This window comes from Achromobacter sp. GD03932, assembly GCF_029839485.1.
GTDB lineage: Bacteria > Pseudomonadota > Gammaproteobacteria > Burkholderiales > Burkholderiaceae_B > Achromobacter > Achromobacter bronchisepticus_A.
Window position 1 is genome coordinate 20,526 of the sequence record NZ_JAOCAT010000005.1, and the last position, 18,237, is coordinate 38,762.

Annotated in this window: 20 protein-coding genes; 18 read left to right on the top strand and 2 right to left on the bottom strand. The window is 66.7% G+C overall.

Translation table 11 applies throughout. The features are described from left to right. Positions 1-3 precede the first annotated feature (3 nt). The 18 genes from traD (at position 4) to N5C88_RS06230 (ending at position 17,126) form a co-directional block, all read left to right on the top strand. Entirely contained in the window at positions 4-2,196 is a 2,193-nt protein-coding gene (gene traD / locus N5C88_RS06145; RefSeq protein ID WP_023435213.1) for a type IV conjugative transfer system coupling protein TraD, read from the top strand. Beyond that, a complete protein-coding gene (locus tag N5C88_RS06150; protein ID WP_021264221.1) occupies positions 2,193-2,942 on the top strand; it encodes a TIGR03747 family integrating conjugative element membrane protein in 750 nt (249 codons plus the stop codon). The genes traD and N5C88_RS06150 overlap by 4 nt, the downstream gene beginning before the upstream one ends. A 98-nt stretch (positions 2,943-3,040) precedes the next feature. Continuing rightward, a complete protein-coding gene (locus N5C88_RS06155; RefSeq protein ID WP_022580329.1) occupies positions 3,041-3,421 on the top strand; it encodes an RAQPRD family integrative conjugative element protein in 381 nt (126 codons plus the stop codon). Then, on the top strand, positions 3,418-3,651 hold the full coding sequence (locus N5C88_RS06160) for a TIGR03758 family integrating conjugative element protein (protein WP_021264220.1): 234 nt from the start codon (positions 3,418-3,420) through the stop codon (positions 3,649-3,651). Before N5C88_RS06155 ends, N5C88_RS06160 begins: the two co-directional genes overlap by 4 nt. Before the next feature lie 16 nt (positions 3,652-3,667). Next, on the top strand, positions 3,668-4,027 hold the full coding sequence (locus N5C88_RS06165) for a TIGR03745 family integrating conjugative element membrane protein (protein WP_021264219.1): 360 nt from the start codon (positions 3,668-3,670) through the stop codon (positions 4,025-4,027). A gap of 12 nt (positions 4,028-4,039) precedes the next feature. Then, positions 4,040-4,450: a TIGR03750 family conjugal transfer protein gene (locus tag N5C88_RS06170; RefSeq protein WP_021264218.1), complete on the top strand. Its 411-nt coding sequence runs from the start codon at positions 4,040-4,042 to the stop codon at positions 4,448-4,450. Beyond that, positions 4,447-5,139 (top strand): PFL_4703 family integrating conjugative element protein, encoded by a 693-nt coding sequence (locus N5C88_RS06175; RefSeq protein WP_021264217.1) that lies wholly within the window; start codon positions 4,447-4,449, stop codon positions 5,137-5,139. Before N5C88_RS06170 ends, N5C88_RS06175 begins: the two co-directional genes overlap by 4 nt. Then, positions 5,136-6,059: a TIGR03749 family integrating conjugative element protein gene (locus tag N5C88_RS06180; protein ID WP_022580330.1), complete on the top strand. Its 924-nt coding sequence runs from the start codon at positions 5,136-5,138 to the stop codon at positions 6,057-6,059. The genes N5C88_RS06175 and N5C88_RS06180 overlap by 4 nt, the downstream gene beginning before the upstream one ends. Next, complete coding sequence (locus N5C88_RS06185) at positions 6,049-7,467, top strand: TIGR03752 family integrating conjugative element protein (protein ID WP_022580331.1); 1,419 nt, start codon at positions 6,049-6,051, stop codon at positions 7,465-7,467. The genes N5C88_RS06180 and N5C88_RS06185 overlap by 11 nt, the downstream gene beginning before the upstream one ends. Continuing rightward, on the top strand, positions 7,448-7,888 hold the full coding sequence (locus N5C88_RS06190) for a TIGR03751 family conjugal transfer lipoprotein (RefSeq protein WP_023435212.1): 441 nt from the start codon (positions 7,448-7,450) through the stop codon (positions 7,886-7,888). The genes N5C88_RS06185 and N5C88_RS06190 overlap by 20 nt, the downstream gene beginning before the upstream one ends. Further along, on the top strand, positions 7,888-10,788 hold the full coding sequence (locus N5C88_RS06195; RefSeq protein WP_023435211.1) for a conjugative transfer ATPase: 2,901 nt from the start codon (positions 7,888-7,890) through the stop codon (positions 10,786-10,788). The genes N5C88_RS06190 and N5C88_RS06195 overlap by 1 nt, the downstream gene beginning before the upstream one ends. Before the next feature lie 13 nt (positions 10,789-10,801). Next, positions 10,802-11,587 carry a DsbA family protein gene (locus tag N5C88_RS06200; protein WP_022580333.1) on the top strand — a complete coding sequence of 262 codons (786 nt, stop codon included), beginning with the start codon at positions 10,802-10,804 and terminating at the stop codon, positions 11,585-11,587. 182 nt (positions 11,588-11,769) lie between these two features. Continuing rightward, complete coding sequence (locus N5C88_RS06205) at positions 11,770-12,264, top strand: JAB domain-containing protein (protein ID WP_023435210.1); 495 nt, start codon at positions 11,770-11,772, stop codon at positions 12,262-12,264. 162 nt (positions 12,265-12,426) lie between these two features. Beyond that, positions 12,427-12,873, top strand: a complete 447-nt coding sequence (locus N5C88_RS06210; protein ID WP_280014982.1) for a TIGR03757 family integrating conjugative element protein — start codon at positions 12,427-12,429, stop codon at positions 12,871-12,873. Beyond that, positions 12,870-13,817 (top strand): TIGR03756 family integrating conjugative element protein, encoded by a 948-nt coding sequence (locus N5C88_RS06215; RefSeq protein WP_022581020.1) that lies wholly within the window; start codon positions 12,870-12,872, stop codon positions 13,815-13,817. The genes N5C88_RS06210 and N5C88_RS06215 overlap by 4 nt, the downstream gene beginning before the upstream one ends. A 10-nt stretch (positions 13,818-13,827) precedes the next feature. Then, on the top strand, positions 13,828-15,222 hold the full coding sequence (locus N5C88_RS06220) for an integrating conjugative element protein (protein WP_022581021.1): 1,395 nt from the start codon (positions 13,828-13,830) through the stop codon (positions 15,220-15,222). Then, a complete protein-coding gene (locus N5C88_RS06225) occupies positions 15,219-15,590 on the top strand; it encodes a hypothetical protein (protein ID WP_022581022.1) in 372 nt (123 codons plus the stop codon). Before N5C88_RS06220 ends, N5C88_RS06225 begins: the two co-directional genes overlap by 4 nt. A 15-nt stretch (positions 15,591-15,605) precedes the next feature. Beyond that, entirely contained in the window at positions 15,606-17,126 is a 1,521-nt protein-coding gene (locus N5C88_RS06230; protein WP_022581023.1) for a conjugal transfer protein TraG N-terminal domain-containing protein, read from the top strand. Between the two features lie 17 nt (positions 17,127-17,143). Here the strand turns inward: N5C88_RS06230 and N5C88_RS06235 are convergent, their stop codons facing one another. Together N5C88_RS06235 and N5C88_RS06240 are read right to left on the bottom strand one after the other, a co-directional pair. Then, positions 17,144-17,515: a DUF3742 family protein gene (locus tag N5C88_RS06235; RefSeq protein ID WP_022581024.1), complete on the bottom strand. Its 372-nt coding sequence runs from the start codon at positions 17,513-17,515 to the stop codon at positions 17,144-17,146. An 84-nt stretch (positions 17,516-17,599) separates the two neighbouring features. Next, the gene (locus N5C88_RS06240; protein ID WP_022581025.1) at positions 17,600-18,232 is read right to left on the bottom strand and encodes an RES family NAD+ phosphorylase; all 633 of its coding nucleotides are present in this window, start codon (positions 18,230-18,232) and stop codon (positions 17,600-17,602) included. Positions 18,233-18,237 lie beyond the last annotated feature (5 nt).

Genomic DNA, 18,237 nt, shown 5'->3' on the forward strand with positions numbered 1-18,237 from the left:
GCCATGTCGGGGAAACAGCCGGTCGAGGTATTGCTACGCCCAGCGGTGGAGCTATACACCGTTGCCGCATGCGCGGGCGCCGCGTTTCTGTCCCTGGTGGCCCCATGGTCGCTCGCGCTGAGCCCGTCCATGGGCGTCGGCAGTGCCCTGGCGTTCGGGGCCTACGGCGCGATCCGCTACCGCGATGCCCGCGTCATCCTGCGCTACCGGCGCAACATCCGCCGCCTACCTCGGTACGTGATGACCAGCAAGGACGTGCCGGTCAGCCAGCAGCGGCTGTTCGTGGGGCGCGGCTTCCTGTGGGAGCAGAAGCACACCCATAGGCTGATGCAGACGTACCGGCCGGAGTTCCGCCGCTACGTCGAGCCGACGCCGGCCTACCGGCTGGCGCGTCGCCTGGAAGAGCGGCTGGAGTTCGCGCCGTTCCCGCTGTCCCGGCTGCCTGCGCTCACCGGCTGGGACGTGCCTTTCAACCCGGTGCGGCCGCTGCCGCCGGTTGGGGGCCTGCCGCGCTTGCACGGCATCGAACCCGAGGAGGTGGACGTCAGCCTGCCACTCGGCGAGCGCGTCGGGCACTCCCTGGTGCTGGGCACCACGCGCGTCGGCAAGACCCGCCTGGCCGAGTTGTTCGTGACCCAGGACATCCGGCGCGTGAACGCCGCTGGCGAGCACGAGGTCGTGATCGTCATCGACCCCAAGGGCGACGCCGATCTCCTGAAGCGGATGTACGTCGAGGCCAAGCGCGCGGGCCGCGAAGGCGAGTTCTACGTCTTTCATTTGGGCTGGCCGGACATTTCCGCGCGCTACAACGCCGTGGGCCGCTTCGGCCGGATCAGCGAGGTGGCCACCCGCGTCGCGGGGCAGCTTTCCGGCGAAGGCAACAGCGCGGCGTTCCGCGAGTTCGCCTGGCGCTTCGTCAACATCATTGCGCGCGCGTTGGTGGAACTGGGACAGCGCCCGGACTACATGCTGATCCAGCGGCACGTCATCAACATCGACGCGCTGTTCATCGAGTACGCCCAGCACTACTTCGCCAAGACGGAGCCCAAGGCCTGGGAGGTGATCGTCCAGATTGAGGCCAAGCTCAACGAGAAGAACATCCCGCGCAACATGATCGGGCGCGAGAAGCGCGTGGTGGCGCTGGAGCAGTACCTCTCGCAGGCGCGCAACTACGACCCGGTGCTGGACGGCCTGCGCTCTGCCGTCCGCTACGACAAGACGTACTTCGACAAGATCGTCGCATCGCTGCTGCCGCTGCTGGAGAAGCTCACCAGCGGCAAGATCGCGCAGCTTCTGGCCCCGAACTACTCCGACCTGGCCGACCCGCGCCCGATCTTTGATTGGATGCAGGTCATCCGTAAGAGGGCCATCGTCTATGTGGGCCTGGACGCGCTCTCCGATGCCGAGGTCGCCGCAGCGGTCGGCAACTCGATGTTCAGCGATCTCGTGTCGGTCGCCGGGCACATCTACAAGCACGGGATCGACGATGGACTGCCGGGCGCATCGGCCGGTGCGCGCGTGCCGATCAATGTCCATGCCGACGAATTCAACGAGTTGATGGGTGACGAGTTCATCCCGTTGATCAACAAGGGTGGCGGTGCCGGCCTGCAAGTCACTGCGTACACGCAGACCCTTTCGGACATCGAGGCCCGCATCGGCAACCGCGCGAAGGCGGGCCAGGTGATCGGCAACTTCAACAACTTGTTCATGCTGCGCGTGCGCGAGACAGCGACCGCCGAACTGCTGACCCGGCAATTGCCGAAGGTCGAGGTCTATACGACCACCATCGTCAGCGGTGCGACCGACAGCTCGGACATTCGCGGGGCGACGGATTTCACGTCGAACACGCAGGACCGCATCAGCATGTCCAGCGTGCCGATGATCGAGCCGTCACACGTCGTCGGCCTGCCGAAAGGCCAGTGCTTCGCGCTGCTGCAGGGCGGCCAGCTTTGGAAAGTGCGCATGCCGCTGCCGGCGCCGGACCCGGACGAAGTGATGCCGGCAGACTTGCAGCAACTGGCCGGGTACATGCGCCAGAGCTACAGCGAAGCGACGCAGTGGTGGGAGTTCACCAGTTCCCCCGCCTTGCAGGACACCGGCCTGCCCGACGACCTGCTGGATGACGCCACTGCGGCCGAACCTGCCGTGGTGGCTATTGCCACCGACGAGGACACCGGCAACGAGGCCTCGCCATGAAGGACGCCGCCTCGACTGCGCAACGGGAGCAGAACCAGCGTCAGGGCCTGATCGTCGGCACCATCACCTTGCCGTTCCGGCTGCTCGGGGTGCTGATCGGCTCGCTGCTGTTCTCGATCGTCGTGGAGTGCGTCGGCATGCACCTGTTCTGGAAGGACCAGGGCTGGCGGCACTCGCAGCAGATGTTGCAGTACGAACTGGGGCACCTGTCCAGCCACTTCACGCGCAGCGTGGTCGTGCAGGAGCCGGGGCGCACCGCGCACGAACTGGTGGATACCGGCTACGAATGGGTATTCGTTCGCTCCGGGCTGCTGGAGCGCATGAGCCAGACCGCCGAGCGCGCCCGCGCACCCAGCCACGGGCAGACGCGCAACTTCCGCTACTACATCAGCCAGGTCTATGTCTGGGCCGAGAACTACCTGATCGCTGCGGCCTTCACCACCCTCACGTTCCTGGTGCGCCTGCTGGTTCTGGTGCTCACGTTGCCGCTGATCTTCACTGCGGCATTCGTCGGCCTGATCGACGGTCTTGTGCGCCGGGACGTGCGCCGGTTCGGCGCAGGCCGGGAATCCGGCTTCATCTACCACCGCGCGAAGGCGAGCCTGATGCCGCTGGCCGTGCTGCCGTGGGTCACGTACCTGGCCTTGCCGATCTCGGTGCATCCACTGCTGATCCTGCTGCCCAGCGCCGCCTTGCTGGGACTGGCCGTGAGCCTGACCGCAGGCAGCTTCAAGAAGTACCTCTAGGCCATCAATCCGGGCATGCGCGAGTTCCTATTGTTTGCGGCCTAAAAGCCCCTCGCTGCCCACGATCAAGTCATTGCTGATCACACAGGAATGGCGCGATGTTGGCTCCGATCTGGCAGCGCGCCGCGCATCGCGGCGTGCCCATTTTTCTCGTGACGGCCCTGCTGCTGGGTCAGTCCCTGACGGCGTTGGCCGAGTCCCCGGCACAGCGCCAGGAGCTGGTCGCCGCGCTGCGCCAGCTCGACGCGCTGGAGCGCACCGTCGCCGACAGCGCCGCGCGTGCCCCCATCCAGCCGGGCGAGCGCTACCACTTCGATTACCCGCGGCTGCTGGCTGACCTGGCGCGCGTGCGCGCCGGCATCCAGGCCCATCTCACACCGTCGCGTGCCCAGCCGCGCGACCCCTCCGAGCTGGCCGGCGACTACCGCACCGAGCGATCCGCTTCGCCATCGCCGACGACTACGGAAGCCCAGCAATGAACGGCGCCCAGGTCTCGGCATTTCAAGCCAACAGCGGCATCGCGCCTTCGGCGATGGCGACCGTCCTGGTCGGCGTCGTGTTTGCGGTCCTGCTCGTCTGGGGTGTCTGGGCCATCCGAACGGCCTACGTGGGGTGGGCCGAGAGCCGCCTCAACCAGCGCCAGTTCCTCAGCGTCTGCATCCGCTTCGTCGCGATGTACCTCGTCCTGAGCTTCTTCCTCCTCTCCTGACCTGAAAGGCACGACCATGCAAAACCGCATCCTCCATTCCCGTCTTGCCCAGCGCGCCGCTGTGGCACTGGGCGCCGCTGCGCTGCCCGTGCTGTCGTTCGCACAAGGACTGCCGCAGTTGGAGAACCCGACCCGCGGCACCGGCAACGGCATCATGGAAACGATCAGGAACTACGGCTACGACATCATCATGCTCGTGGCCCTCCTGGTCGTGGCGTCGATGTTCATCGGCGTCTGCTACCACGCCTACGGGACCTACGCGGAAATCCACACCGGCCGCAAGACCTGGGGCCAGTTCGGCCTCACCGTCGCGATCGGTGCCGTGCTGCTCGTGATCGGCATCTGGCTGCTCACCGAAGCCACCGGCATCCTGTAAGGCGAGGCCGGTATGTCCGAGCAGCAGCACGTCCGTGCGGACGGGACGGTCACGTTCCTTCCGCACCGGCTCAACCGCCACCCCGTTGTCGTGCGCGGCCTCACCGCCGACGAGCTGTGGATCTGCTGCGGCCTGTCCGGCGCCGCCGGCCTGCTGGTCGGCGCGCCGCTGTCCTGGGTGTTCCGCACGATCGCCATCGCGCCGACGTTCGTCGTCCTGGGCGTGGCCCTGGGCGTCTTCATCGGCGGCGGCATCCTGCGCCGGCTCAAGCGCGGGCGTCCCGATACCTGGCTGTACAGGCAACTGCAATGGCGCATCGCCACGCGCCATCCGCTGATGGCGGGATGGGTAGGCGGCCACGTGCTGATCTCGCGCTCCGGCTTCTGGACCACCCGAAGGTCTGCCGCAAGGGGGGCACGATGAGCCGCTTCAAGAACGAGATCACCCACCTGCAGGCGCACATCAAGACGCTTCGCCTGGGTGCTGGCGCGCTGGTCATCGTCGCCCTGGTCATGGGCGGTGGCTGGTGGAGCGCGCCGCGCGACCTGACCATCCACGTCCCGCCCGACCTGCGCTCCGGCAGTACCCGCAAGTGGTGGGAAGTGCCGCCCGAATCGGTCTATGCGTTCACGTTCTACGTGTTCCAGACCCTCAACCGCTGGCCGACGAACGGCGAAGAGGACTACCCGCGCAACCTCCATACGCTCTCGCCGTATCTCACCCCGTCCTGCCAAGCCTTCCTGCGCGCGGACTACGACTACCGCCGCAACACGGGCGAACTGCGCCAGCGCGTGCGCGGCATCTACGAAATCCCCGGCCGCGGCTACGGCGACGACCCCACGGCGCGCGTGCGCGTGGTCTCCGACCGCGACTGGGTGGTGACGCTCGACATCACCGCCGACGAGTACTACGGCGCTGAGCAGGTCAAGCGCGCGCTCGTGCGCTACCCGGTGAAAGTCACGCGGGTGGACGTCGATCCCGCCCGCAACCCGTTCGGCCTGGCGCTGGACTGCTACGACGGTGCGCCCCAGCGCATCAGCGCCCCGGAGCCGACGCGCCCGGCGCCTGGCGGCCTGTCTCCGCAAGCGCCCCAAGGAGGAAACACCCCATGAAGCATCCTGTACTCGTGCTGCTGGGGCTGCTGGCCGCGGCCGCGGCACCCGTCTCCCATGCTGTGGAGATTCTGCGCTGGGAACGCATGCCGCTCGCGGTGCCGCTGAAGGTGGGCCAGGAGCGCATCGTGTTCATCGACCGGAACGTCCGCGTGGGCGTGCCTGCGGGCGTGGGCGAACGCCTGCGCGTGCAGAGCGCGGGTGGCGCGGTGTATCTGCGCGCCAACGAACCGATCGAGCCCACGCGGCTGCAACTGCAGGACGCCGATACCGGCGCGCTGATCCTGCTCGACATCGCGGCCGAGCCGCCCAAGGACGGCGAAGCCGAGCTGGAGCCGGTGCGCATCGTAGAGGGCAGCAGCACTCCGGCGCGCTACGGCGATCAGGCACGCGGTGCCGATGCGGCCCCGGCACGCGCCCAGGATCAGCAAGGCGCTCATGCGGCGCGGCGCGATACTCCAATCGCCGTCGTGCTGACGCGCTTCGCTGCGCAGAACCTCTACGCGCCCCTGCGCACCGTGGAGCCGCTGCCGGGCGTCATGCGGGTGAACCTGCGCCGCGACCTCGACCTCGGCACGCTGATGCCGACGCTGCCGGTGCGCGCGGTCGCGCTCGCGTCGTGGCGTCTGGAAGACCAGTGGGTCACTGCCGTACGCCTGACCAACAGCAGCAGCGGCTGGATCACCCTCGACCCGCGTGTGCTGCAAGGCGACTTCCTCACCGCCACCTTTCAGCACGAAGCGCTCGGCCCCCGCGGGATGCCCGAGGACACGACCGTCCTGTACCTGGTGACGCGCGGGCGCGGCCTCGCGCAATCGCTGCTGCCGGCGATCCACCGTTTCGACCCGGCAGTGCATCTGCCGCAGCCGGAAGCCGAAGCCGGCGACGGCGACGGCAAGGAGGCCCGCCATGCGCAGTAACGGCTTGCTCAAGTGGCTGATGATCCCGGTCGCCTTGCTGGTGCTGTTCGTTGCCATCCGGCTCTTCTCGGGTGGAAGCACGTCGGCACCGCCCGCGGCGGATGCCGGCTCCAAGCTCACGCCTGAGGAAATGAAGGCGCTGGGCATCGAGGGCGATACCCCCCGCGATACCGTGGCAACACTCGTCGCCCAGGTGAAGCAGTTGCGCACCGAGCTTCAGACCGCGCTGACCGACAACAAGTCGCAGCGCGAAGAAAACCAGCGCCTGCGCCAGCGCGAAAACTCCATCGACCAGCGCATCAACTCGGCCCTCGAATCCGAGCGCTCCAACCTGCGCCGCGACCAGGAACAGGCGGCCAGCGCGCGCCAGCAGACCGAAGGGCTGCTCGCCGACCTGCAGCGGCGCCTGGACAGCATTGGCGGGCGCGGCGGCAGCCATGCCGATCTGCCCGTGGGCCTGGGGCTGCGCGATGGCGACGAGGCCGGCATGGAAGGCGGCATGCGGTGGGTCGAGCCGGACGACGCGAAGAAGACCGAGGGCCGCAACGGCAGTCGTGGCACGGGCAACGGCATGAGCTTCCCGACGAGCTTCGGCCCCGCGCAAAGCACGCTGGAAACCGCCGCGAAAACCGTGGCGAACGCCGGCGCACGTGCGGCAGGCGTCAAGAGTGCCAAGCCGGTCTATACCGTGCCGACCAACTCGACGCTGATGGGCTCCGTGGCGATGACCGCGCTGATCGGTCGCGTGCCGATCGACGGAACCGTCAACGATCCGTATCCGTTCAAAGTCCTGGTCGGCCCGGACAACCTGACGGCCAATGGCATCGACATTCCCGACGTGGCCGGCGCCGTGTTCAGCGGCACCGCGTCGGGCGACTGGACACTTTCATGCGTGCGCGGCCAGGTGCGCAGCATCACGTTCGTCTTCAACGACGGCACGATTCGCACGATTCCCGAAGACCGCGAAGGCAACCAGCAGAACAACCAGCAGCGCGACGGCCTGGGCTGGATCAGCGATCCGTATGGCATCCCTTGCGTCAGCGGCGAGCGGCGCAGCAACGCCCAGCAATACCTCGGCTCGCAGGCCCTGATCACCGCGGCCGGTGCCGGCGTGGCCTCGCTGATCGACAGCGACAGCGGCCAGATGTCCTACGTCGGCGCCGACGGCTCCATCGGCAGCGTCGGCATCTCGGGCAACGAGGCCGTGGGCCGCATCCTGGCCGGTGGCGTGCGCGACATGGCGGACTGGGTGAACAAGCTGTACGGGCAGGCGTTCGCGGCCGTCTATGTCCAGCCCGGCGCGAAGGTCGCCGTCCACCTCGAAAAGCCGCTCGCCATCGACTTCGATCCCGAAGGCCGCAAGGTCGATCACCGCGCAGGAGAAAGCCATGCTCTCGAACTTGAATAGGGGCCTGGCGCTGGCCCTCGCCGTCGCGGTGCTCGGCGGCTGCGCCACCAGCAAGGAAAAGCTGCTGCCCCACGGCGACAGCACGATGATGGACATCTGGCAGCAGAACGCCGGCGACGGCGGCGGGAGCGCCGGCCAGGCGGCACGCCGGCAGTTGCTCGATGCCCGCCAGAGCCTGCGCCGGCCGCTGACCGAGGCCGACGTGCAGGCCGCGCCCGCCGAGCAGACGCGCTACACGCGCACCGCACGCAACGAGGTCTATCGCCAGTTCCACCGGCTGCCGAATCCCGATCTCGTCATGTACGTGTATCCACACTTGGCGGGCTCGGACCCTGTACCTGTGCCGGGCTACACGACGGTCTTCCCCCTCTATCAGCGCGTGCAGTACGCCATGCCGGGCGAGCGCGTGGAGGACTACTGATGCGCTGGAAACTTCCCTGGCCGAAGCTGGCCGCATCCGGCATCGGCGACGAAGAGAAGCCAGACGGCTGGCAGCTCCATGTCCAGGCCTTGCACCAGGCCGGCATCCCCGAACCCGGCGCAGCGGTCCAGGGCCGCAGGCCGGCGACGGTAGCCGACGAGCAGGCGCTGTACGACGTTGCGCCGTCGTTCGCGGAACTGCTGCCTTGGGTGGAGTTCCTGCCACAGTCAAAGTCCATGCTGCTGGAGGATGGGCAGTCGGTCGCTGCCTTCTACGAGCTGGTGCCGCTGGGCACCGAGGGCCGGGAACCCGGTTGGCTCGCGCATGCCCGCGATGCCTTGGAGAACGCGCTCCAGGACTCTTTCGATGAGCTGGACGAAAACCCCTGGGTACTCCAGCTCTACGCCCAGGACGAGCCCAGCTTCGACCAGTACATGCAGGCCCTGCGCGACTACGTGCAGCCGCGCGCCCGCGATACCGCGTTCACCGAGTTCTACCTGCGCTTCTTCGGCCACCACCTGCGCGCGGTGGCCAAGCCGGGCGGGCTGTTCGAGGACACGGTGGTCACGCGGCTGCGCTGGCGCGGCCAGACGCGGCGCGTGCGCATGGTGGTCTATCGCCGCGTGAGCGGACAAGGACAGGGGCAGGCAAGCCGCCGCGGCCAAACGCCCGAGCAGATGCTGAACATCGTCTGTGACCGCCTGTGCGGCGGCTTGGCCAACGCGGGCATCCAGGCGCGGCGCATGGTCGCGGCCGACGTCCACGACTGGCTGCTGCGGTGGTTCAATCCGCGCCCCGCGATGCTCGGGCCTGGCGCCGAGGATCGGGAGCGCTTCTACGCGCTGGCGCGCTACCCCGACAGCACCGAAGAAAGCGAGGCCGGCGAGATCGAGCTGGCGAGCGGGCGGGATTTCAGCCAGCGGTTGTTCTTCGGTCAGCCACGCTCCGACGTGGAGCACGGCACCTGGTACTTCGACGGCATGCCGCACCGCGTGCTGATCTCCGACCGGCTGCGCATGCCGCCCGGCACCGGACACCTGACCGGCGAGACCCGCAAAGGGGATGCCATCAACACGCTGTTCGACCAGATGCCGGAAGACACCTTGCTTTGTCTCACGATGGTCGCCACGCCGCAGGATGTCCTGGAAGCGGATCTCAACCACCTGGCGAAGAAGGCCGTGGGCGAGACGCTGGCGTCGGAGCAGACGTTGAAGGACGTGCAGGAAGCCCGCTCCCTCATCGGCAGCGCGCACAAGCTCTACCGGGGGACGCTGGCGTTCTACCTGCGCGGACGCGACGAAGCGGAACTGGACCGGCGCGGACTGGACCTGGCGAACGTGATGCTCAATGCCGGCTTGCAGCCGGTGCGCGAGGACGACGAGGTGGCACCCCTCAACAGCTACTTGCGCTGGCTGCCGTGCTGCTACAACCCTGGCCAGGATCGGCGCAAGTGGTACACCCAACTGATGTTCGCCCAGCACGCGGCGAACCTGGCGCCGGTGTGGGGTCGTGCCCAGGGCACGGGGCACCCTGGCATCACGATGTTCAACCGCGGTGGCGGCCCGATCACCTTCGACCCGCTCAACCGCCTGGATCGGCAGATGAATGCCCACCTGTTTCTGTTCGGCCCCACAGGCTCGGGCAAGTCCGCGACGCTCAACAACCTCTTGAACCAGGTCACGGCGATCTACCGGCCACGGTTGTTCATCGTGGAGGCTGGCAACAGCTTCGGTCTGTTCAGCGATTTCGCCAAGCGCCTGGGCCTGACCGTGAACCGGGTCAAGCTGGCCCCTGGCTCGGGCATCAGCCTCGCTCCATTCGCCGACGCGCGCCGGCTGATCGAGACGCCGAGCGACGTGCAGACACTCGATGCCGATGCGCTGGATGAAGACCTGCCCCCGGACGCCTCGGCCATGGAGTCGGACGAGCAGCGCGATGTGCTGGGCGAGTTGGAGATCACGGCCCGCCTGATGATCACGGGCGGCGAGGACAAGGAAGAAGCCCGGATGACGCGGGCCGACCGCTCGCTGATCCGCCAGTGCATCCTCGACGCCGCCGAGCACTGCCACGGCGGGGGTGGTAGCGAGAAGCGCACGGTGCTCACGCGCGACGTGCGCAACGCGCTGCGCACTCGCGGCCAGGACCCGACGCTGCCCGAGATGCGGCGCGTGCGGCTGCTGGAGATGGCGGACGCGATGGATATGTTCTGCCAAGGCACGGACGGCGAGATGTTCGACCGCGACGGCACGCCATGGCCCGAAGCCGACATCACCTTGGTCGATCTGGCGACCTATGCACGGGAGGGCTACAACGCCCAGCTCTCCATCGCCTACATCAGCCTGATCAGCACGGTGAACAACATCGCCGAACGCGACCAGTACCTGGGCCACCCGATCATCAACGTCACCGATGAAGGCCACATCATCACGAAGAACCCGCTGCTCGCGCCCTACGTCGTGAAAATTACAAAAATGTGGAGAAAGTTGGGGGCCTGGTTCTGGCTCGCGACGCAAAACATCGACGACTTGCCGCGCGCCGCGGAGCCCATGCTCAACATGATCGAGTGGTGGATCTGTCTCAGCATGCCGCCCGATGAAGTCGAGAAGATCGCGCGGTTCCGCGAACTCTCGCCCGCGCAGAAGGCGCTGATGCTGTCGGCCCGCAAGGAGGCGGGCAAGTTCACCGAGGGAGTCATCCTCTCCAAGAGCATGGAAGTGCTGTTCCGCGCCGTGCCGCCAAGCCTGTACCTCGCGCTTGCGCAGACCGAACCCGAAGAGAAGGCCGAGCGCTACCAGCTCATGCAGCAATACGGCTGCACCGAACTGGAAGCGGCCTTCAAGGTAGCCGAGAAGATCGACCAGGCCCGTGGCATCGAGTCGCCGGCCCTGGAACTGTCGTAAACCGGAGAACGCCATGGAACAGAAACGTCCTTCCATTCCGATGCAGGTCCAGGCGTTCCGCCGTCGCCGCTGGCGGCCTCGCTGGTCCTGGGTATTGGCTGCTGCGCTGGTCGCACTGGTCCTGATCTGGCGGGTGTCCCGGACGCCCGGTGATTCCTCGCCACAGCCGCCCGCGCCGGCCAGCATCATGCAGCCCTCCGGCCCTCCCTGGCAGATGGGCAACCCGGAGGGCCGCTTCACGCTGACGCTCTATGCCGACCTGGAATGCCCGTTCTGCCGGGAGTACTTCCCCCAGCTAAAGCACTGGGTCGGCAACAACACCGACGTGGCGCTGCAATGGCACCACCAGCCGCTGGCCGCGCACGAGCCGGCCGCGTCGGACGAGGCCCGCCTGGCCGAGTGCGCCGCCGAAGCAGGCGGGCATGCTGCGTTCTGGCAAGCCGTCGAATGGGTCTATGCCCATACGCGCAGCGACGGCCAAGGATTGCCCGACGGGCTTCAGTACCCCGAATCCACGCCAGCCATCAAGCAGTGCATGGCAAGCGAACGTCCCGGCGCCGCCATTCGCGTCCAGGCCTCAGAAGCCACCAAGAGCGGCGTGACCGCCACGCCGTCGCTGCGGCTGCTCGATCGCCAGACGGGCCAGGCCATCCTGCTGCAGGGGCCTATCGAGGGCGATGCCTTGCTGTCGGCCATGGACATGCTGGCGGCTGGGGACATGGCCAGCGACGCGGCGGCTTCGCCCGCCACCCCCACATCCGAAATGCCTGCCGACGTTGTCGGCGACATGCCCAGGTAGTCCTCGGTCTTGAAGGCTACGGCGCGGCTCGCCGCGCTGACCGCTACCCGTTCGCTTTCGCATCCTGGCCGCGAACAATCACCGCCGCGCGGTGATGGATGCACCTTGTTCCGCAGTTTCCATCCCCAGGAGGGCTTGCCCTCCCAGGGTGGCGCCCTCCGCTCACTTTCTGGAGGTCCGCCATGTCTCTCGTCGCCAACGACTCCTGCGTGGAGCCACGTTTTGCCCCCGCGTCCCAATCCGATGACTGGATCATCCGGCAAGGCATCGCGCTGCTGGAGCAGCGGGTCTTCAAGAAGGGGCCATCCCTGGAACGGCCCGCCGCCGTCAAGGACTACCTGCGCCTGAAACTGGCCGCCGAGCCCAATGAAATCTTCGCCATCGTGTTCCTCAACAGCATGCACGAGGTGCTGGCCTACGAGCCGATGTTCAGAGGCACGATCCATTCGACCTCGGTGCATGCGCGTCCGATCGTGCAGCGTGCCTTGGAACTGAATGCGGCAGCGGTCATTTTTTCTCACCAACACCCTTCGGGCTGCACGGAGCCGTCAAGCGCGGACCGCGCGTTGACCCAAACGCTGAGGGCGGCATTGTCGCTGATCGACGTGAAGGTGCTGGATCACCTCATCGTCGGCCAAGGCACGCCGTACTCGTTTGCGGAATCCGGCCTGCTATAGCGACGGCATCGGCTTGCTAATCCACGCGGAGGCTTCGGCCTCCGCTTTTTCATGGGCGCGAGACAAGCAGGTATGCGGGCAGTGCGCGATGCGCATTGTTTGTTGGGGCCGCTTCGGCTTCGCGTTTGACTACTGCTCTGATCAACTTCAAGGGCACGCGACATGCCAGCATCTCTTTCCAGGTTCGCGCCGGGCTGGCGAACCCTCGGCCTGGCCGTGGCGCTGCCGACAGCTCTGGCCGTTTTCAGCCCGGCCACCTTCGCCGCCGACGTGGTGGTCGTCACCGAGCGCCGCCACCCGGTCAAGACCATGGGCGGCGAGCGGCTGATCGAGCTGGACGAAGCTCACAGGATTGAAGCGGAGCTTTCAGCGGAACTGCCCACCGATCCCGAACAGGCGACGGCCATCGTCAAGCGTCGGCTCTCAAGCGGCGGCGCCGACCTCCAGCGCCGCATCGCCTCCGCATATCAGGGCGTCACCGACGCCTGGAGCCTGGGCGTCACCAGCCTCCCAGCGGTCGTGGTGGACCAGCGTTACGTGGTCTATGGCGAGCCGGACGTGGCTCGCGCCATCGCGCGCATCGAGCAGCACCGGAGGACCCAGCCGTGACCCGAGCATTCGACCTGATGCGCCGCCTGCGCGCTGGCGTGGCGTCCGTGCTGCTGCTCAGTGCCACCGGCAGCTACGCCCTCAACACCGCCACCATCGTCGGCTCGGTGGCTTCGCCCGATTGCCTCGAATACCGCGTCGTCGGCATCTGCTACTGGCTCTACTGCACCTGGACCGGCTGTACGGTTCGCACGTCGATCAAGGTGCGCCACTACATCCCCGATGCGGTGGTGTCGTCGTACTCGAATACCGGCGAAAACCCCTGGGTCGAAGTCCGGGCGATGAGCACGCCCAACCCGTCCGCCCAGGCGGGCGGCGACGGGACGACGAACGAGGACCACGAAAACAACCTCGCCAAATTCAAGAACGCGGACGTCATCGGCCACCCCGGCGCCGAGGTGTTCAACCAGTTCGTCTCGTCGTCGGGCTACTTCTGCGAGGGCGCGGGCACGGCGTTCATGCCGTACTTGCTCAGCACGCTGGATACGCTGGCCTGGCGCTACAACGTGCCCGAGATGGCCTACCCGGAAGCGCTGATTCCGGGCCGGCGCGAGGTCGGCGCACGCACCACGATGAACCTATGGGGCAACGTGTATCCGCGTGGCGGTTTTCTGCATCAGGCCGACGATCACAAGGCCGGCGCAGTCGTCGCCCAGCGTGCGGGCGATGTTGTCACGCGCCGCGGGCAGATCCACGTCTATCAGCCGCTGCTCGCCAACTCGCGGCCCGGCTACTGGCCCGCCGGTGCGCTGATGGAGGGCGATGCTTCCACCGGCAAGTGGCAGGAACTCACGCCCGTCCTGTCCTCGTCCTGCACGGTCTTCCCACGCAGCGGCTTCCTGACCCAGGCGCAGCAAGGTGATTACGCCTGGGCGTTGTGGCGGCCCTATGCGTGCTGCGAACGCCGGGGCCAGGTGTTCCTCGGCAGCGTCGATTTCTATTGAGGATACGGCGATGAAGCGTCCTGAACTGATGAACCTCTCCACCCAGGCGCGTCGCCTGCTGCGTCCCACGGCGCTGGCCGGGGCGCTCGCCCTGGGCTGCGGCCTCGCGTGGGCGCAGGCTGGATACCAGACCAGCGGCCCCATCCTCGGCGACGAGGTGATGTATTCGATCGGCGGCGGCAGCGCCGTGTCGATGGGCCGTGCGGCCGGCATGCGCTCGATCGGCGTGGGCGTGGGCTGGAACAGCAACCTGATCTGCGGCGACATGAGCATCCAGACCACGCTGCGCAACCAGCTCAACGGCATCACCAACGGCTTTCAGCAGATCATGAGCAATGTGATTCAGAGCGCCACGAGCGCCGTGGCGTCCCTGCCTGCGCTGATCATCCAACGCGCCGATCCCGGCCTCTACAACCTGCTCACCAATGGCGTGCTGCAGGCGCGGCTGGACTTTGATCGCTCCAAGCTGACGTGCCGTGCCATGGCCGAGAAGATGGCCGACATGGCGGGCGGTCAGCTCGGCTGGAGCCAAATGGCCGAAGGCATGGCGCTGCGCGATGCCGTGTCGAGCACCGATGCCGTTTCGGCGATCGAGCAGGCCGAGACGAGGCGCGGCAACGACGGCGTGCCCTGGGTGGGCGGCAGCAATGCCGGCGGCGCGGGCCAGCGTGCAATCCGGGTGGTCGGCGACGTGACCCGTGCGGGCTACAACCTGGTCAACGGCCGCGGCGTGACCGACACGTCGTCCATCGCGCCCGCGAGTTGCGCAAGCCTGTCCTGCCAGACCTGGACCTCGCCGCAGCAAGCGGTCGAATGGGCGACGCGGGTGCTCGGGGAGCAGGAGCAGCGCACTTGCGATTCCTGCACCAAGACCGAGACCGTGCCCGGCGTCGGGTTGACGCCGCTAATCCAGGAGGAATACGAGACGAAGCTGGAAGCCCTGCAGGAGCTGATCTCGGGGACGCGCAACACCACGTTCGAGAACCTGCGCGCGGCCGGCAGCACGTCGCTGCCCATCACGCGCGGCGTCATCGAGGCGCTGCGCGACGAACCTGATCAGGACCTGCTGGCACGCCGCCTGGCCTCGGAGGTCGCGCTGTCGTCCGTCTTGGAGAAGGCATTGCTGCTCCAGCGGACCCTGTTGACCGGGAAGAAAGAGCCCAACGTGGCGGCGAACCAGTTGGCGGTCGAGGCCGTGAACCACGAAAGCGACACGCTCGACCAGGAGATCCGCAATCTCAAGACCGAACTGGAGCTGCGTCGCGAGTTGGCCAACAACTCGCCCATGGCCATCATCCAGCGCCACGGCACGCGCGCGGCTGGCTCGCGTGGCATCTACGAGGGTGATCCTGTTCCCGATCGCCTCGACCGGCTCCAGAGGGGCACTCCGGGAGGCAACCCATGAACCCAATCCGCGCCGGATGGCTGCGCCCGCGCTGGCTGTTCAGCCGGCGCGCGGCGAAGGTGCTGCTGTGGACGGTGGTGCTCGTCGTCGCCGCCGTGGGTGCCAACATCCTCGGCATCTACCTCGTCGGCAGCGTGGCCGGCTGGGAGCGGTGGCTGGCGGCTGCTTCGGGCTACTTCCTGGTATGGCGGCTGTGCGTGTACGCGGCAACGGCCTATGGATGGTTCTGGATGCGCCGCCGGGTGCTGGCCCGCGAAGACCAAACCGGGACGGATGGGCAGGCGCGGCGCCGGCTGATCCGCACCGAGGTCGCCGGCGTCGTCGCCATCGTCGCGCTGGAAACCAGCCTGTTGATGCAGGCCGCTTGAGGGGAGATCGGGGCCATGACGCTCTTCACGACCGACTATCTGGAGTACTACCTCACCCTCGTGTCCTGGATCGTCAACAACGGCATCTGGGCGGTGCTGGTGTCCAGCGGGGTATTCGCGCTGCCTTTCGTCGCCATCATCGTGCAGGAGTGGCTGAAGGCCCGAGCGGAAGGCGCCGACGAGGGCAACAAAGGCCTGCTCTCGGCTGCACGCATCGAGAACCGGGTATTCGTCGCCATCGTGGTGGTGATGTTCGCGGGCATTCCGTTCATCGACGTGGACCTCAACACCATCCAGTACGACAGCTCGCGCTCGGCCCAGTGCCAAGTCAGCGTGCCTCAGCCCACGGATACCGGCTGGTCGCAGTCCTTCAGCACCATCAACAACCAGTCGGCGAAAGTGCCGGTCTGGTGGGCCTTCATGCACGCGCTCTCGCGCGCCGTGACGAGCGCCTCGGTGGCGGCGATCCCATGTGGCACGGACCTTCGGCAAATGCGCATGGAGATCGACGCCACGCGCATTGACGATCCCGTGCTGGCCCAGGAAGTGGCGGATTTCTCGCGGGACTGCTACGGGCCTGCACGGGCCAAATTGTTCATGCAGCGCCCTCAGCTCGATGAGCAGCAGATGCACGACGTGACCTGGATCGGATCGAGGTTCTTCACCGACACCAACGGCTACTACGACACGTACCGTTCAAGCACGCCGCGCGACGACTGGCCTTACGACAGCAACCGCGATGCCGGGCTTGCGCAGGTGGCCAGCGGCGGCGGCTATCCGACCTGCAGGCAGTGGTGGGCCGATGGCAGCAACAGCCTGCGGACACGCCTGCTGGGTCAGGTGGACCCGAGCCTGCTCAATCGCCTCGCAGGCTGGGCCGGGTTTCTGAGCAGGGCCGAGGTGGACGACTCGGTGATCCGCGCCATTGCCTCCCCGCGGCAGCAGAAGTTGAACCAGGGCAGTGTCTATACAGACTACGGCGGCCAGATCGACAAGACCCTGCCGAACATCGTGACGCGCGCCACGGGCGACGTCGGCATGGCAGTCGGCGCGATTGCCGCGTTTCCCGCCATGGACGTCGTGAGACAGTCTCTGCCCATGGTCCTCGCCTTGCTCAAGATGGCACTGGTCATCTGCATTCCGCTCGTGCTGGTCATCGGCACCTATGACCTGAAGACGGTCGTCACCGTCAGCGTCGTGCAGTTCGCGCTGTTCTTCGTGGACTTCTGGTTCCAGCTCGCCCGCTGGATCGACAGCACCATCCTCGATGCGCTTTACGGCTGGGGCTTCGGGTGGAATCGGCCGCACACAAACTTCGACCCGCTGGTGGGATTGAACAATGCCTTTGGAGACATGCTTCTGATGTTCATCATGGGCACCATGTTCATCGTCCTGCCTACGTTCTGGATTGGCGCACTCACCTGGGTCGGTGTACGTGCCGGTGCGATCGCCAACACGTTCGCCACTGCCACAAAGGATGCAGGAAGCGCTGGTGGCAAAGGAGCAGGTGCTGTCTCAGGCGGCAAGCTCAAATGATCGAATGACCTTCGGCGTCAGTCGTCTTGGTACATCTCGTGGGATGTATCGTTGTACAGGTTGGGATCGTAGCCGGGCGTGGCCCGCAGTTCCTCAATGGTTGGGTACTGCAGTTCAAACCCTTCTTCATCGGGATGGTGCTGATTCATAGCCCATCCTGCCACCACCACGCCCAGCAGCACGAGTGCGAACCAGAAAGCAACGTAGAGCAGCACCCCGAGCACAACCAGCTTGAAGACCCACACAAGTGCGGTAGCACCAGCTCGCGGCACCCCCCTGAATACCAGCCAATTCGACGCCCGCCGTTCGCCACGCGCATAGGCACGCCATCCGCGGCCAAAGGCGCGGCCGAGGCGTTCTGCGGTGCTGGTGCGGGTCGTCGTGTTCATGGTCGTCTCCTGCTGCTGAGGAATACCTATTTCAGTTTGCTCCAATTCATTCGGTTTGAGGCCTCAATGCGCTTTCTTGCTGCTTCAGGACGCTTCGTCCTCCGGCTCCACCGGGCCGGGATCGGGTTCCACGCCGATGCGGTAGGTGGCAACGAACCGCGGCCAGTCCACATGGTCAACCAGGTCGATGTCCTCGATGACGCTGACCTTCGCTCCGGCACGCTCGAACAGGGCGATGCTCGCGGCGGGATAGTTGTTGCGAGAGGGGTAGAGCACCCCGTCGAACAACGGCTCGCCGTCGTCCCCGAGCATTGCATGCACCTGTGCGGACACCTGCTGCGTGTGCATGTAGTCGCGGCTGGCCAACTGCTCCAGATTCAGGCCGAAGTAGCCCGCCATGACGCCCGGCGCCGTGAGGTCGGCCAGAAGAACGTCGTCCAGTACGCCTACTGCGCGAACCATCCGGGCCTGAACTTCCTTCAAGGCGATGGAGCGATTCGTGTCTTCAAGCCACTGGTGCTTGTGAAACACCGACTCCATCAGCGCTGTGGGTAGGTCGCGCCCCAGGTAGAGCACGCCGTAGGCCCCCGTCGGGCCATCGTAGCGATTCGTGCTGCTGCGGCCATAGTACAGCGGGCTGCCCCGATAGACGACGCGGCTCACGTGCTGGAGCAATTCACCGGCATCGATCAGAAACGAAGGCAGCTTGCGGCTCATGGTGG

Excerpts from the sequence above, each read along its gene's own strand:
- N5C88_RS06240 (WP_022581025.1), bottom strand. The coding sequence starts at position 18,232 with ATGAGCCGCAAGCTGCCTTCGTTTCTGATCGATGCCGGTGAATTGCTC.
- N5C88_RS06155 (WP_022580329.1), top strand. The coding sequence starts at position 3,041 with ATGTTGGCTCCGATCTGGCAGCGCGCCGCGCATCGCGGCGTGCCCATT.
- N5C88_RS06220 (WP_022581021.1), top strand. The coding sequence starts at position 13,828 with ATGAAGCGTCCTGAACTGATGAACCTCTCCACCCAGGCGCGTCGCCTG.
- N5C88_RS06165 (WP_021264219.1), top strand. The coding sequence starts at position 3,668 with ATGCAAAACCGCATCCTCCATTCCCGTCTTGCCCAGCGCGCCGCTGTG.
- traD (WP_023435213.1), top strand. The coding sequence starts at position 4 with ATGTCGGGGAAACAGCCGGTCGAGGTATTGCTACGCCCAGCGGTGGAG.
- N5C88_RS06170 (WP_021264218.1), top strand. The coding sequence starts at position 4,040 with ATGTCCGAGCAGCAGCACGTCCGTGCGGACGGGACGGTCACGTTCCTT.
- N5C88_RS06235 (WP_022581024.1), bottom strand. The coding sequence starts at position 17,515 with ATGAACACGACGACCCGCACCAGCACCGCAGAACGCCTCGGCCGCGCC.
- N5C88_RS06175 (WP_021264217.1), top strand. The coding sequence starts at position 4,447 with ATGAGCCGCTTCAAGAACGAGATCACCCACCTGCAGGCGCACATCAAG.
- N5C88_RS06195 (WP_023435211.1), top strand. The coding sequence starts at position 7,888 with ATGCGCTGGAAACTTCCCTGGCCGAAGCTGGCCGCATCCGGCATCGGC.
- N5C88_RS06205 (WP_023435210.1), top strand. The coding sequence starts at position 11,770 with ATGTCTCTCGTCGCCAACGACTCCTGCGTGGAGCCACGTTTTGCCCCC.
- N5C88_RS06180 (WP_022580330.1), top strand. The coding sequence starts at position 5,136 with ATGAAGCATCCTGTACTCGTGCTGCTGGGGCTGCTGGCCGCGGCCGCG.
- N5C88_RS06230 (WP_022581023.1), top strand. The coding sequence starts at position 15,606 with ATGACGCTCTTCACGACCGACTATCTGGAGTACTACCTCACCCTCGTG.
- N5C88_RS06210 (WP_280014982.1), top strand. The coding sequence starts at position 12,427 with ATGCCAGCATCTCTTTCCAGGTTCGCGCCGGGCTGGCGAACCCTCGGC.
- N5C88_RS06150 (WP_021264221.1), top strand. The coding sequence starts at position 2,193 with ATGAAGGACGCCGCCTCGACTGCGCAACGGGAGCAGAACCAGCGTCAG.
- N5C88_RS06225 (WP_022581022.1), top strand. The coding sequence starts at position 15,219 with ATGAACCCAATCCGCGCCGGATGGCTGCGCCCGCGCTGGCTGTTCAGC.
- N5C88_RS06160 (WP_021264220.1), top strand. The coding sequence starts at position 3,418 with ATGAACGGCGCCCAGGTCTCGGCATTTCAAGCCAACAGCGGCATCGCG.
- N5C88_RS06190 (WP_023435212.1), top strand. The coding sequence starts at position 7,448 with ATGCTCTCGAACTTGAATAGGGGCCTGGCGCTGGCCCTCGCCGTCGCG.
- N5C88_RS06200 (WP_022580333.1), top strand. The coding sequence starts at position 10,802 with ATGGAACAGAAACGTCCTTCCATTCCGATGCAGGTCCAGGCGTTCCGC.
- N5C88_RS06185 (WP_022580331.1), top strand. The coding sequence starts at position 6,049 with ATGCGCAGTAACGGCTTGCTCAAGTGGCTGATGATCCCGGTCGCCTTG.